Origin of the sequence: Mycolicibacter sinensis, from assembly GCF_001667375.1 — a bacterium.
GTDB lineage: Bacteria > Actinomycetota > Actinomycetes > Mycobacteriales > Mycobacteriaceae > Mycobacterium > Mycobacterium sinense_A.
The window spans coordinates 39,092-52,262 of record NZ_LZIN01000071.1 but is presented as its reverse complement, the minus strand read 5'-3'; the positions used below and the strand labels follow the sequence as shown (position 1 = coordinate 52,262).

Below are 13,171 nucleotides of genomic sequence, written 5' to 3'. Positions count from 1 at the left end.
GGTTCATCGCGCCCCCATCACGGGAACCGCTCGAAGCAGCCGTCGATATCGCCGTGCAGCCCGGACCGGAACGCCAGGATCCGGGTGAATCCGGCCGGCACGGTGTGGTCGTCGACGTCACTGGCGACTATCCCGTTCATCAGCAGCCCGGTCACGGCCTCGTCCAGGTCACCGCCGGCCAGCGTCAGGCCCGGTCCCGACGACAACGTCATCGGCTCGGCCATCCGGCGCTGGGCCACCCCGGTCAGGCACGCTGTGCGCAGCGCGGCGGTCGCCGACTCCAGACCGACACCGCGTTCACTTTGCACCGCAAGCGCATAGCGTGACGTCACGGCCGACAATCCGGTGTTGTCGCCTTGCGGCATCCCCATCGTCGATTGATCCGTCGGTGCGCTCATGTCCTGCAGTCCGGGCATATCGACGACGATGGTGTCGGTCTCCGGGCAGTAGGCCACCGGGTCGGGCTCATGGCCGCTGGGGCACTTGCCCGACGTTGCCAGCTTCGGTGGGCGGGACAAGCCGAAGATCTGCCCCAGTTGCTCCGTCAGCGTCGACAACACGCCCTCGTCGATGGTGAGGTCGCTTTGCGGGTTCTCCGAATCGAACAGCGAGCGTGGCAGATTCCCGCGGCGCTTGCGGATCTCGCCCGTGTCGATCTGGGCGCACATCTCCGCGCCGCCGTCGAAGCCGGTCTGGAAGGCGCCGACCCGGTCGAGCGCGGTGCCGTGCTCGTCGGAGACCGACACCGGGTTGTCCGGCGTCGAGACCGGGTCGCGGATCACGATCAGCCCGGCCAGCACATGGTTGAGTCCGCCTCCGGTGCTCAACTGCGCGCGCGACGACTTGCCCGCCGCCACCCACTGCAGATACACCCCGGCGAAACAGTCGGCCTGCTGCTCGCGCACCAGGGTTCGGGTGAACGGGTTGACGATGTGCGCCATCGCCTGCAGGGCATGCCCATACTCGTGGGCCAAGGTGCCGTTGATCGCCATGTCGCCGAAGTACTTTCGGGCCGTCGGCATGAACTTGGCCCGGTCCCAGGCCATGGTGTCGGCACGGCGGCAGTACATCGCGTTGGGCAGGTGGTAGACATCGCCGCCGCACACCGCCGGAGAGTTCGGGTCGGTGGAGTCGTAGGACACCAGTGTCGACACCGGCGTGAAGCGGCCACGCAGCGACTGGCCGTAGTGGTGCGTCCAGAAGTCCTCGATGTCGTCGATCGCCAGCAGCGCCAACCGGTCGATCTGTCCGCCGTCGCTGTTGCCCAACCTGGCGGTCACCGGCGGGACATCGCCGCGCGGGCCGCTGGGGCCATTGGCGGCGGGCAATCCGCCGACCCGGCCCGGGTCGTAGAGCATCGACACCGCCCGGCCGGCCACCACCGTGGGCGGGCTGCTGTCCGCGCAGCCGGTCAGCACCAGCAGCATGGTGGTGAGCGCGACAACCAATCTGGACATCGTCACCCGCGCAGAAACGTGACGATCCCACTGGTGACGGCCGCGGCATACCGGGCGCGCCCGTCGGGGCTGCCCAACAACGCCGCGTCGTCGGCGTTGCGCATATTGCCCAATTCGACCAGCACCGCGGGATATTCGGCCAGGTTCAGCCCGGCCAGATCCGCCCGGCCATACAGCCCGTCGGCGCCGAGGTAGCTGGACTCGGGGATGCCCGCGGCCGCCAGCGAGTCGCGGACGGCGCCGGCCAGCCGCACCGCCGGGCCGGACTGGGCGTCATTGAGCGCAGGACTGGAGTAGTTGACGTGAAAGCCGCGGCCCGAGGCCGGTCCGCCGTCGGCGTGGATCGACACGATGGCATCCGGGCGTGCGGCATTGGCCGCGGCGGCCCGCGCGTCGATGCACGGCCCAACCGAGGTGTCGTCGGTTCGCGAGAGTTCGGTGTGTACGCCCAACTGGCTGAGGGCCGCGCGGATCCGGTTGGTCACATCCCAGTTCAGGCTGTGCTCGGGGTAGCCGTCGTCGGCGGCGGTCCCGCTGGTCTGACAGGGCTTGGTGCCGCCGCGTCCGTTGGGCACCTGCCGGGTGATCGAGGCGTCGGTGGCGCCGCTGTGGCCCGGATCCAGAAACACCGTCCTGCCAGCGACGGCCACGTCGTCGGGGTTGGCGGGCGCGGTGGGCGCACCGGCGGTAGTCGCCACGAAACAAGCGGTGAAGGCGACACAGGCAATGGTCCGGCGGCGCACCGCCAAAGACTAGCAAGCGGACAACGGCCCGGCCGGGGTGTAATGGATCGATGCAGCTGATGTCACCGACCGATTCGGTCTTCCTGTTGGCCGAGAGCCGCGAGCATCCCATGCATGTCGGTGGCCTGATGCTGTTCGAGCCCCCGGAGGGGGCCGGGCTGGAATTCGTCGGCGAGATCTACCAGGGGCTGCTGGCCGCCCGTGATCTGCAGCCGGCGTTCCGTAAACGTCCGGCGAGGCTGCTCGGCGGGTTCGCCAACGTGGGCTGGGCCTTCGACAACGACGTCGACGTCGAGTACCACATGCGGCGTTCGGCGCTGCCGGTTCCAGGCCGGGTGCGCGATCTGCTGGAGTTGACGTCGCTGTTGCACGGCAGCCTGCTCGACCGGCACCGCCCGCTGTGGGAGGCCCACCTGGTAGAGGGCCTCAACGACGGCCGGTTCGCGGTATACGTCAAGATCCACCACAGCTTGATCGACGGGGTGTCGCTGCTGCGGCTGCTACAGCGCACGCTGTCGGTCGATCCGCGGGACGCAGATCTGCGCACCCCCTGGTCGCTTGCGCCGCCGGCGCGGCCGCGCCCGGATGCCCCGTCTCGGCTGCGGCAGCTGGCTGGAATCGCCAAAGACGTTGCTGCCCTGGGCCCGTCAACGGTGAAGCTGGCGCGCGCTGCCCTGCTGGAACAGCAGCTGACCCTGCCGTTCGAAGCCCCGCGCACCATGCTCAACGTCAAGATCGGCGGGGCCCGCCGGTGCGCGGCGCAGTCCTGGCCGGTGCAGCGCGTCATCGCGATCAAACGGGCCGCCGGGGTGACCGTCAACGATGTGGTGCTGGCGATGTGCGCCGGGGCGCTGCGGGCCTACCTCGAGGAGCACCGCGCCCTGCCCGAGCATCCGCTGGTGGCGATGGTGCCGGTCAGCCTGCGCCGCGACGCCGACGCCGATTCCGGCGGCAACATGGTCGGCACCATCTTGTGCAACCTGGCCACCGATCTCACCGACCCGGCGCAGCGGCTGGAGGCCATCAGCGAATCGATGCGCCGCAACAAGAAGGTGTTCAGCGAGTTGCCGCGTGCTCAGGCGCTGGCACTGTCAGCCGCCAACATGGCGCCGCTGGCTCTGACGGCGATCCCCGGGTTCGTCTCGGCGGCGCCCCCGCCGTTCAACATCGTCATCTCCAACGTGCCCGGCCCGGATGAGCCGCTGTACTGGCGGGGCGCCCGCCTGGACGGCAACTACCCGCTGTCGATCGCCCTCGACGGGCAGGCGCTGAACATGACCGTGGTCAGCAACGCCGGCAACCTCGACTTCGGGCTGGTCGGCTGCCGCCGCTCGGTTCCGCACCTGCAGCGCCTGCTCGGGCACCTGGACACCGCGCTGGCAGACCTGGAACGCGCGGTGGGTGTCTGACCCGTGGCCAAGCGCAGCGCCGGGCTGCTGCTCTACCGGTCGGGACCCGACGGCGCCGTCGAGGTGCTGATCGCCCATCCCGGCGGGCCGTTCTGGGCACGCCGGGACGACGGGGCGTGGTCGATCCCCAAGGGCGAGCAACCCGACGGCGAGGACCCGTGGGTCACCGCGCGACGTGAATTCGTCGAGGAGATCGGACTGGATCCACCAGATGGTGAGCGACTGGATCTCGGTGTGGTGCGACAGGCCGGCGGAAAAGTGGTCACGGCGTTTGCTGTGCGCGGCGACCTCGATGTCACAGACGCCCGCAGCAACACCTTCGAACTGGAGTGGCCACCGCGGTCAGGCAAGCTGCGGGAGTTTCCCGAGGTCGACCGGGTCGGCTGGTTCACCGTCGCCCACGCGCGCACCAAGTTGCTGGCCGGCCAGCGTCCGCTGCTGGACCGGCTGCTGGCTGCGCTTAACGGTTAACGGCGGAACCAGGAACGCCGCGGGGCCTGCGACTCGGCGTGCCCCGCACACCACTGCTCGGGTGGCACTTGCGCACGCACGTCGGCGATGTGCTCGCCGCAGCCGTCCCAGGTGGTCTTGCCGCAGACCCGACACGGCACGGGGTAGCACATCAGCGGTTCCTCTCAGGCGGTACGCAACGCACCAGCCAGGGTATCGATGACGGTGCGGATCTTCTCGGTTACCTCGTCGGCGATCGGCGCCAGCGCCGGATTGTCGACGACTTGGGCCATCAGTTGCGGGTTCATCGCCTCGACCAGGACGGTGCCGGGGCGTTGTGGGTCCTCGCGAACCACCACGTTGCAGGGCAGCAGCACCCCGATGCGCTTCTCGGCGGTCACCGCGCGGTGTGCCAGCGGCGGGTTACAAGCGCCCAGGATCAAGTAGCGCTCCATTTCCTCGCCGAGCTTGGCCCGCAGCGTCGCCTGCATGTCGATTTCAGTCAGTACACCGAAACCGTTGTCTTTCAGTAATTCTCGCGTCTTGGCGGTAACCGTGTCGAAGTCGACGCCGGAAACCGCGGTGCTCATCGCGACGGACATTGAGACCTCCTTGGTCGCCGTAGATACCTCCACTATACCCCACGGGGTATATACCGTCACGGTAGTGTCGCCTCATGCAGACCCTGCGTACCCCCGACGACAGGTTCGTCAACCTTCCCGACTTCGGCTATTCGCCCCAGTTCTGCGACCTCGACGACGATGACGGCGGCACCCTGCGGGTGGCCTGGGTGGAAGACGGCCCGGACGAGGGCGACCCGATCCTGATGCTGCACGGCGAGCCGTCGTGGTCGTATCTGTATCGCAAGATGATGCCGATCCTGGCCGAGGCCGGCCACCGGGTGATCTGTCCGGACCTGGTCGGATTCGGGCGCTCGGACAAGCCGACCCGCGCGGAAGACCACACCTACGCCCGCCACGTCGAGTGGATGCGGGCGCTGGCGTTCGACGTGCTGGATCTGCAGCGGGTGACGCTGGTCGGCCAGGACTGGGGCGGGCTGATCGGACTGCGGCTGGTCGCCGAGAACCCGGATCGGTTCGCCCGCGTCGTGGTGGCCAACACCGGGCTGCCCACCGGGGATATCCCGATGCCGGAGATCTGGTGGCGCTTCCGGGAGGCGATCCAGAACGCGCCGACGATCGACGTCGGATGGTTCGTGCAGTCGGGGTGCCGCAAGCCGATGGGCGACGCGGTGCGAGCCGGCTACGACGCGCCGTTCCCCGACGACAGCTACTGCGTCGGCCCGCGCACCATGCCGTCGCTGATCCCGACCACCCCCGAGGACCCGGCCGCCCCGGCCAACCGGTCGGCGTGGGCCGCGCTGTGCGCCTCGGAGACCCCGATGCTGGTGGCGTTCAGTGACGGTGACCCGATCACCGGGGCGATGGGTCCGATCTTCCAGCGCGAGATGCGCGGCGCGCGCGGCCGCGCCCACCCGGTGATCCACGACGCCGGCCACTTCCTGCAGGAGGACGCCGGCGAGGAGCTGGCCGGCCACATCGTGGAGTTCCTGCGCCGTTGAAGGTCCTATGCCAGTCCCGCCCCGCCCGTCGAATGTGCGTTTCTATCCGCCAACTCCGGTGTGTCGCGGATGAAACCGCACACTCGGCGGGGTTTTGATGGACAGCATGGACCTGCCCGTGGCGCCGCCGGTGGATCCGATGCTCGCCAAGGCGGCGGCCAAGGTTCCCGACCAACCCGGCCTCTGGTCCTATGAACCCAAGTGGGACGGCTTTCGCGCCATCGTCTTTCGTGACGGCGACGAGGTGTTGCTGCAGTCGCGCAACGGCAAGCCGTTGGGCCGTTACTTCCCCGAACTGCTGAACGCGTTGCGCGCCGAGGTCGCGCCGCGCTGCGTGCTCGACGGGGAGGTGGTGGTACCCCGTCAGATCGGCGGACGCACCCGGCTGGACTGGGAGTCGCTGAGCCAGCGGATTCACCCCGCCCAGAGCCGGGTGCGGATGCTGGCCGAGCAGACCCCGGCGCAGTTCATCGGCTTCGACGCGCTGGCCACCGGGCAGGCCTCACTGCTCGACGAACCGTTCCGGGTGCGGCGCGAGGCGCTGACGGAGCTGATCACCGGTGGTCCCAGCTGCCACGTCACCCGCGCCACCGCCGACCCTGAGCAGGCCACGCACTGGCTCACCACGTTCGAAGGGGCCGGGCTGGACGGCGTGGTCGCCAAACGCACCGACGGGCGGTATCTGCCCGGCAAGCGCGAGATGGTCAAGGTCAAACACCGCCGCGACGCCGACTGCGTCGTCATGGGCTACCGCATCCACAAGAGCGGCGCCGGCATCGGCTCGTTGCTGTTGGGCCTGTACCGCCCCGACGGCGAACTGGCGATGGTCGGCGGCGCGGCCTCGTTCACCGACGCCGACCGGCTCAAGCTCCTGGCTGAGCTGGAGCCGCTGCGCCTCGGCGACGTCCGCGAGGGCGAGCCCAGCCGGTGGAACACCAAGGCCGACAAGCAGTGGATCCCGATCCGGCCCGAGCGGGTCGCCGAGGTCGCCTATGACCAGATGGAAGGGATGCGCTTCCGGCACACCGTGAAACTGCTGCGCTGGCGCCCCGATCGCGACCCGGCCAGTTGCACCTTCGACCAGCTCGATGTCCCGCTGAACTACGAACTCGCCGACGTGCTGGAGAGCTGACGTGGCCGCCGCCGAGGAGTTGGATGTGGCCGGCACCGCCGTCCGGTTCACCAGCGGCGACAAGGTGTACTTTCCCCGGCTCGGCGCCGCCGGCACCAAGCGGGCGTTGGCCGACTACTACCTGGCGGTGGCCAACGGGCCGTTGCTGCAGGCACTGGCCGACCGGCCCACCCATCTGCAGCGGTTCCCGGACGGCATCGAAGGCGCCGAGGTCTACCAGAAGCGGTTGCCGCGGGGGCATCCCGACGATGTGGAGTCCTGCCGGGTGACGTTCCCCTCCGGCCGCACCGCCGACGCCCTCAAGGTCACCCGGCCCGCCGACGTCCTGTGGGCGGTGCAGATGAGCACCGTCACCTTCCACCCGTGGCCGGTGCGCTGTCCCGACACCGACCACCCCGACGAGCTGCGCATCGATCTGGACCCGCAGCCGGGCACCGGCTTCGCGCAGGCCCGCGCCGTCGCCCTGGAGGTGGTACGCCCGCTGCTCGACGAGCTCGGACTCGTCGGCTACGTCAAGACCTCCGGAGGCCGCGGCCTGCACATCTACCTGCGGATCAAGACCGACTGGGACTTCATCGAAGTCCGCCGGGCCGGGATCGCGCTGGCCCGCGAGATCGAGCGCCGAGCACCGAAGCTGGCCACCTGCTCCTGGTGGAAGGAGGAGCGGGGTCGGCGAATCTTTGTGGACTTCAACCAGAACGCCCGCGATCGCACCATGGCGTCGGCCTACTCGGTGCGAGCCACCCCGATCGCCACCGTCTCCACGCCGCTGACCTGGGGCGAACTCGCCTCAAACAGCGCAGTGGACCCCGACGACTACACCATCGCCACCGTGCCCGACCTGGTGGCACGTCGCGGCGACCCTTGGCACACCATCGATGATCTCGAACAATCCCTCGAGCCGCTGCTGGAGATGGTCGTCGCCGACGAAGCGCGTGGCCTCGGTGACCTGCCGTACCCGCCGAACTATCCGAAGATGCCCGGGGAGCCCAAGCGGGTGCAGCCCAGCCGGGAGAAGTCAGGCTGACTGCTCCAGCAGCCCCATGCAGGTCGCGGTGAGCAGCCGGGTCAGCGCGGTGCCGAAGTCCAGGTCCCAGCCGGGCGCCAGTTCCGGCTCGTCGGCGTAGGCCTCGGTCAGGGACGGCGGCGGGTGTGAGACCTGCCACAGTACCGACCCCAGCGAATAGGCCGCCAACAGCAGATCCAGCGCACCTTTCGGCCCCAGCGCGGGCAGCGCCCGTTCGATCGCACCGGCACTGGCCATCACCGCGGCAGCACTGACCCGTCGCACCTCGATCACCCGCTCGGCGTCCACCTCGTGCTCCAGATGCAGGTGCAGGTTGGACAGCAGGTCGCAGAACAACGGATCGGCGACCAGCCCGCTGACCAGGGTCTGGACCACCCGCTCCGGCGACATCGGACCGGGCTGGTCCAAGTCGGTGCAGACCGACTCCGACCAGCGCTGCCAGCTCTCGGCGGACAGACGGAGCAGCACCTCTTTATAGGAGCTGAAGTAGCGGCGCACGGCTGAGTGGTGCACCCCGGCGCGGCTGGCCACCGCGGTCAACGTCACCGACGCGACACCGGCCTCCAGCGCCACCGCACGGGCGGCTTCCACCAGCGCTTCTGCCCGCTGCCGCTTCTTTTCTTCGCTACGAGCGCGTTGAAATGGGACCTGCCGCACGGCGCGAGGATAACGCACGCAATGTGCGTTGCGACAGCTCCGGACCGTGCTGTAGCGTGCGTTTACGCACGTGGACTTGGGTTAGGGTACCCAAAGGTGCTAGCTGAAGGGGACTCCGATTTTCAAGGTGCTGAGTCGGGTGTGGATACCCCTGGTGATTCTGGCCGTGGTCGCTGTCGCCGGGTTCACGGTGACGCGTATCCATGGCCTGTTCGGATCCGAGAAGCGGCCGACCTACGCCGACGGCCAGATCGACGAGACCAAGCCCTTCAATCCCAAGCGGTTGACCTACGAGATCTTCGGCCCGCCGGGCACCGTGGCCGACATCAGCTACTTCGACGTCAACTCCGAACCGCAACGCGTTTCCGACGCCGCGCTGCCGTGGCAGCTCGAAATCGTCACCACCTTGCCGGCAGTGGTGGGAAGCATTATGGCGCAAGGCAATAGCAACAGCATCGGCTGCCGGATCACCGTGGATGGGGAGGTGAAGGCCGAACGCATCTCCAATGAGGTCAACGCCTACACCTTCTGTCTGCTGAAGGCGGCATGAGTTCGCCCATAACCGACGGCGCGGGCGGACCTCCTCAGCGGACATTCGTCGCGCGCACCATCCGCCGGCTGTCGGTGCCCATCATCCTCGCCTGGCTGGGGCTGATCGTGCTGCTCAGCGTCACCGTGCCGTCGCTGGAACAGATCGGCAAGGAGAACGCCGTCTCGGCGAGTCCGACCACCGCCCCATCCATGCAGGCCATGACCGAGATGGGCAAGGTCTTTCAGGAGTCGGATTCCGACAGCACCGCGATGATCGTGCTGGAGGCCGACCACGAACTCGGCGACGCCGAACACGAGTACTACGCCGAGATGGTCAAGCGGCTCGAAGCCGACACCGCGCACGTGCAGCACGTCCAGGATTTCTGGGGCGACCCGATGACCTCGGTCGGTGCCCAAAGCGCCGACGGCAGAGCGACTTACGTGCAGCTGAACCTGGTCGGCAACATCGGGCAGGCGTTGGCCAACGAGTCCGTGGAGTCGGTCCGCAACATCGTGGACTCGGTCCAGAAACCGCCAGGGCTGAAGGTCTATGTCACCGGCACCGCGGCGCTGGCCAACGACATGAACTCCGCCGGCGACAAGTCCATGCTGCGGATGATGGCCGTCACCATCACGGTGATCCTGACCATGCTGCTGGCGGTCTACCGGTCGATCACCACCGTGGTGCTGCTGCTAGCCACGGTCGGCCTGGAACTGTCCGCCGCACGCGGAGTGGTGGCCTTTCTGGGTCATCACCACCTGGTCGGGCTGACGACGTTCTCGGTCAACCTGCTGGTCTCGCTGGCGATCGCCGCCGGCACCGACTACGCGATCTTCCTGATCGGCCGATACCACGAAGCCCGCCACAACGGCGAGGACCCAGAAACCGCCTACTACACGGCTTTCAACGGCGTCTCGCACGTCATCCTGGGTTCCGGCCTCACCATCGCCGGGGCGGTGTTCTGCCTGCACTTCACCCACATGCCCTACTTCGTCTCGCTGGGCATCCCGTGTGCGGTCGGCATGGTCGTCTCGGTGCTCGCCGCGTTGACGCTGGGCCCGGCGATCATCACCGTCGGCAGCCGGTTCGGCCTTTTCGAGCCGAAGCGCAAGATGAGCACCCGGGGCTGGCGGCAGCTGGGCACGGCGATCGTCCGGTGGCCGGGGCCGATTCTGGTCGCCTCCCTGGCCGTTGCGGCCGTCGGCCTGCTCGCGCTCCCCGGCTATCAGCCCGCCTACGACGACCGGAAATACATCCCCACCGACATCCCGGCCAACGAGGGCTTCAACGCGGCCGACCGGCACTTCTCGCAGTCCCGGATGATGCCGGAGGTGCTGATGATCGAATCCGATCACGACCTGCGCAACCCGTCGGACTTCCTGGTCATCGACAAACTGGCCAAGGCGGTGTTCAAGGTCGTCGGGATCTCCCGGGTTCAGGCGATCACCCGGCCGCAGGGCACCCCGCTGGAACACACCTCGATCCCGTTCCAGATCAGCATGCAGAACGCCGGTCAGATGGCGACCATGCAGTTCCAGAAGAAGCGCATGGACGACATGCTCACCCAGGCCGACGCGATGGGGGAGACCATCGCCACCATGCGCCAGATGCTCGGCTACATGAGCCGGTTGGCCGGGATCACCCACGAGATGGTGGTCGACATGGACGAGCTGCAGGGCCAGATCTACGACATCCGGGACCACATCGCCGATTTCGAGGATTTCTGGCGGCCGATCCGCAACTACTTCTACTGGGAACCGCACTGCTACGACATCCCGATCTGCTTCTCGCTGCGCTCGGCGTTCGACATGGTCGACAGTGTCGATCAGATGAGCGAGAGCATGGACAAGATGATCGCGCACATGGGCGACATGGACAAGCTCATGCCGGAGATGCTGACCACCTTCCCGCCGATGATCGACACCATGGCGACCATGCAGACCATGATGCTGACGATGCACAGCACCATGTCCGGGATCTTCGCCCAGATGGACGAGATGGGCGACAACGCCACCGCGATGGGCAAGGCGTTCGACGAGTCCAAGAACGACGACTCCTTCTACCTGCCGCCGGAGGTGTTCGAGAACCCCGACTTCCAGCGGGCGATGAAGATGTTCTTGTCCCCGGATGGCAAGGCCGTCCGGATGATCATCTCGCACCGGGGCAATCCCGCTACCGCCGAAGGCATTGCGCGTATCGACCAGATCCGCACGGCCGCCGAGGAGGCGCTCAAGGGAACGCCGCTCGAGGACGCGAAAATCTATCTCGGCGGGACCGCGGCGCTGTTCAAGGACATGCACGACGGCTCCTACTACGACCTGCTGATCGCCGGAATCGCCTCGCTGTGCCTGATTTTCGTCATCATGCTGATCATCACCCGCGCGCTGGTCGCGGCGTTGGTGATCGTCGGCACCGTCGCGCTGTCACTGGGGGCGTCGTTCGGGCTGTCGGTGCTGGTGTGGCAGCACATCATCGGTATGCCACTGCACTGGCTGGTCTTGGTGATGTCAGTGATCGTCCTGCTAGCCGTGGGCTCGGACTACAACCTGATGCTGGTATCGCGATTCAAAGAGGAGATCCACGCCGGGCTGCACACCGGCATCATCCGGGCGATGGGCGGTACCGGAAAGGTGGTGACGGCGGCCGGCCTGGTGTTCGCCTTCACCATGGCCTCGATGGCCGTCAGCGACCTGCGCATCATCGGGCAGATCGGCACCACCATCGGCCTCGGGCTGCTGTTCGACACCTTGATCGTGCGGGCGTTCATGACGCCGTCGATCGCGGCGCTGATGGGCCGCTGGTTCTGGTGGCCGATCAACGTGCTGCCGCACGTCGGCGGCAAAGCCGCCCGGCAGCGCGAAGCCGCCGACGACCAACGCGACGCCGAGTCGACCGAGGAGTTCTCCCGTCCGCAGGCCTGAAGCGGGGCGAACACAACCGGTGCTCGGTTGTGAGCGAGCCCATGCGGCCAGGGCGGGAGAATAGTTAGGTAGCCCGGCTAAAGTTATGTAGCATTGCCTGTCGAGTTCGGATAATTCCGCAGCCCTGTGCCGTTGCATCCGTCTCACCCGGCGCAGCGGTCTCACCAGCGGGGATTGTCGCCGCAAACCGACATAGGGAAAGAACGGGATAATGGCTACAGTGGATTCCATGCGTACGCATCGCCCAATTCGGCGCGGGGTCGCGCTGGCCTTCGTCGCCGGTTTCGCCGCCGCCCTGTTCCCCGCGACCGCCGCCGCTGACGCCACCGACGACTTTCCGATCCCGCGGCGGGTGATCCGCACCGACTGCAGCGCCGAGCAGATGCTGGCTGCCAGTCGCGACCTGTCGCCGATCTACTACGAGCGCTACATGATCGACATGCACAACAAGCCGGTGCAGGTGCAGCAGGCCGCTATCGACAAGATGCACTGGTTCTTCTCGCTCAGCCCCGAGCAGCGCCGGGCCTACTCCGAGGAACTGGCGACGAACTTCGCCGACCCGCTGACGGTGTCCTGGCCCAACCACGCCAAGATCTTCTTCAACAACAAGGGTGTCGTCGCCAAGTCGACCGAAGCCTGCAGCCAGTACCCGCGCGACGACATGTCGGTGTGGGACTGGGCGCCCAAGCCGTAACCATGCCGATGCTCATCCGCCGAGTCACGCAGGCTCTGGCCCTCGCCGGCTTGGCGGGCGGTCTGCTGATGGCCGGGCAGGGCTCACCGGTACACGCCCAACCTGCGGGCTTTCCCAACCTGGATGACTTCACCGCGGTCCCGGTCGACGACTACCTCAGCACCGGCCCGAAGGGACCCGGGCGCTGGGTGAACTTCGCCACCCCCTACAACATCGCGTGCCAGTTCGACGCTATCGAACCGCCGGCGGGCTCCTCGCAGGCGATCATGTGCGACGGCGACATGCCGGGCATGGCCAACGCACCGCTGAGTTCGGGTGCGCCGGTGCCCGGCGGATGTGTGATCGGCACCGTGCGCTCCCAGGGTGCGGCCGGGCTGCGCTTGAACCGCGAATCGACGACCTGCGGCCGGCAGTTCTCCAACGGCGCCTTCCTGGGCGTGGGGCAGAAGGTCTCCTACGGCAACGTGACCTGTGCGGTGGGCGCCGACCAACTCGTCGCCTGCCTGGACACCTCGCTGGGACATCACGGCTTCGTGCTGCGGCCGGCGGGAAGCTCCGCCTTTTAGC

General features: G+C 67.6%; 14 protein-coding genes. 9 read left to right on the top strand and 5 right to left on the bottom strand.

What is annotated here, in order from left to right; genetic code table 11:
• Positions 1–17: 17 nt before the first annotated feature.
• Together A5771_RS13720 and A5771_RS13715 are read right to left on the bottom strand one after the other, a co-directional pair.
• Complete coding sequence (locus A5771_RS13720) at positions 18–1,457, bottom strand: neutral zinc metallopeptidase (RefSeq protein ID WP_064855766.1); 1,440 nt, start codon at positions 1,455–1,457, stop codon at positions 18–20.
• Positions 1,458–1,459: 2 nt separating this feature from the next.
• Positions 1,460–2,155: an Rv3717 family N-acetylmuramoyl-L-alanine amidase gene (locus A5771_RS13715; protein WP_064855810.1), complete on the bottom strand. Its 696-nt coding sequence runs from the start codon at positions 2,153–2,155 to the stop codon at positions 1,460–1,462.
• Positions 2,156–2,250: 95 nt separating this feature from the next.
• Here A5771_RS13715 and A5771_RS13710 point away from each other — a divergent pair, with 95 nt between their 5' ends.
• Positions 2,251–3,609: a WS/DGAT/MGAT family O-acyltransferase gene (locus A5771_RS13710; RefSeq protein WP_064855765.1), complete on the top strand. Its 1,359-nt coding sequence runs from the start codon at positions 2,251–2,253 to the stop codon at positions 3,607–3,609.
• 3 nt (positions 3,610–3,612) lie between these two features.
• Positions 3,613–4,080 (top strand): NUDIX domain-containing protein, encoded by a 468-nt coding sequence (locus A5771_RS13705; RefSeq protein WP_064855764.1) that lies wholly within the window; start codon positions 3,613–3,615, stop codon positions 4,078–4,080.
• On the opposite strand, the gene A5771_RS23395 is transcribed toward A5771_RS13705, so the two are convergent.
• Both A5771_RS23395 and A5771_RS13700 read right to left on the bottom strand, forming a co-directional pair.
• Positions 4,077–4,232, bottom strand: a complete 156-nt coding sequence (locus tag A5771_RS23395) for a hypothetical protein (RefSeq protein WP_165606098.1) — start codon at positions 4,230–4,232, stop codon at positions 4,077–4,079. The two genes, A5771_RS13705 and A5771_RS23395, sit on opposite strands and share 4 nt — an antisense overlap.
• A 12-nt stretch (positions 4,233–4,244) precedes the next feature.
• Entirely contained in the window at positions 4,245–4,661 is a 417-nt protein-coding gene (locus A5771_RS13700; RefSeq protein ID WP_064855763.1) for a DUF302 domain-containing protein, read from the bottom strand.
• A 74-nt stretch (positions 4,662–4,735) separates the two neighbouring features.
• Here A5771_RS13700 and A5771_RS13695 point away from each other — a divergent pair, with 74 nt between their 5' ends.
• The 3 genes from A5771_RS13695 to A5771_RS13685 all read left to right on the top strand — a co-directional run bounded on the left by A5771_RS13695 (position 4,736) and on the right by A5771_RS13685 (position 7,800).
• A complete protein-coding gene (locus A5771_RS13695; protein ID WP_064855762.1) occupies positions 4,736–5,641 on the top strand; it encodes a haloalkane dehalogenase in 906 nt (301 codons plus the stop codon).
• A 97-nt stretch (positions 5,642–5,738) separates the two neighbouring features.
• A complete protein-coding gene (locus tag A5771_RS13690; RefSeq protein WP_064855761.1) occupies positions 5,739–6,773 on the top strand; it encodes an ATP-dependent DNA ligase in 1,035 nt (344 codons plus the stop codon).
• A 1-nt stretch (position 6,774) separates the two neighbouring features.
• Complete coding sequence (locus A5771_RS13685; RefSeq protein WP_064855760.1) at positions 6,775–7,800, top strand: DNA polymerase domain-containing protein; 1,026 nt, start codon at positions 6,775–6,777, stop codon at positions 7,798–7,800.
• On the opposite strand, the gene A5771_RS13680 is transcribed toward A5771_RS13685, so the two are convergent.
• Complete coding sequence (locus tag A5771_RS13680) at positions 7,792–8,475, bottom strand: TetR/AcrR family transcriptional regulator (protein ID WP_109401134.1); 684 nt, start codon at positions 8,473–8,475, stop codon at positions 7,792–7,794. The two genes, A5771_RS13685 and A5771_RS13680, sit on opposite strands and share 9 nt — an antisense overlap.
• Positions 8,476–8,584: 109 nt before the next feature.
• Here A5771_RS13680 and A5771_RS13675 point away from each other — a divergent pair, with 109 nt between their 5' ends.
• The 4 genes from A5771_RS13675 (at position 8,585) to A5771_RS13660 (ending at position 13,170) form a co-directional block, all read left to right on the top strand.
• The gene (locus A5771_RS13675) at positions 8,585–9,007 is read left to right on the top strand and encodes an MmpS family protein (RefSeq protein WP_064855758.1); all 423 of its coding nucleotides are present in this window, start codon (positions 8,585–8,587) and stop codon (positions 9,005–9,007) included.
• A complete protein-coding gene (locus A5771_RS13670) occupies positions 9,004–11,910 on the top strand; it encodes an RND family transporter (protein ID WP_207545446.1) in 2,907 nt (968 codons plus the stop codon). Before A5771_RS13675 ends, A5771_RS13670 begins: the two co-directional genes overlap by 4 nt.
• A 229-nt stretch (positions 11,911–12,139) precedes the next feature.
• Complete coding sequence (locus A5771_RS13665; protein WP_064855808.1) at positions 12,140–12,604, top strand: DUF5078 domain-containing protein; 465 nt, start codon at positions 12,140–12,142, stop codon at positions 12,602–12,604.
• 2 nt (positions 12,605–12,606) lie between these two features.
• On the top strand, positions 12,607–13,170 hold the full coding sequence (locus tag A5771_RS13660) for a hypothetical protein (protein ID WP_064855757.1): 564 nt from the start codon (positions 12,607–12,609) through the stop codon (positions 13,168–13,170).
• Position 13,171: the final 1 nt, after the last annotated feature.

Bases quoted from the DNA above. Each gene is read 5' to 3' on its own strand.
- A5771_RS13720 (WP_064855766.1), bottom strand. From the start codon at position 1,457: ATGTCCAGATTGGTTGTCGCGCTCACCACCATGCTGCTGGTGCTGACC.
- A5771_RS13710 (WP_064855765.1), top strand. From the start codon at position 2,251: ATGCAGCTGATGTCACCGACCGATTCGGTCTTCCTGTTGGCCGAGAGC.
- A5771_RS23395 (WP_165606098.1), bottom strand. From the start codon at position 4,232: ATGTGCTACCCCGTGCCGTGTCGGGTCTGCGGCAAGACCACCTGGGAC.
- A5771_RS13700 (WP_064855763.1), bottom strand. From the start codon at position 4,661: ATGTCCGTCGCGATGAGCACCGCGGTTTCCGGCGTCGACTTCGACACG.
- A5771_RS13695 (WP_064855762.1), top strand. From the start codon at position 4,736: ATGCAGACCCTGCGTACCCCCGACGACAGGTTCGTCAACCTTCCCGAC.
- A5771_RS13690 (WP_064855761.1), top strand. From the start codon at position 5,739: ATGGACAGCATGGACCTGCCCGTGGCGCCGCCGGTGGATCCGATGCTC.
- A5771_RS13670 (WP_207545446.1), top strand. From the start codon at position 9,004: ATGAGTTCGCCCATAACCGACGGCGCGGGCGGACCTCCTCAGCGGACA.
- A5771_RS13665 (WP_064855808.1), top strand. From the start codon at position 12,140: ATGCGTACGCATCGCCCAATTCGGCGCGGGGTCGCGCTGGCCTTCGTC.
- A5771_RS13660 (WP_064855757.1), top strand. From the start codon at position 12,607: ATGCCGATGCTCATCCGCCGAGTCACGCAGGCTCTGGCCCTCGCCGGC.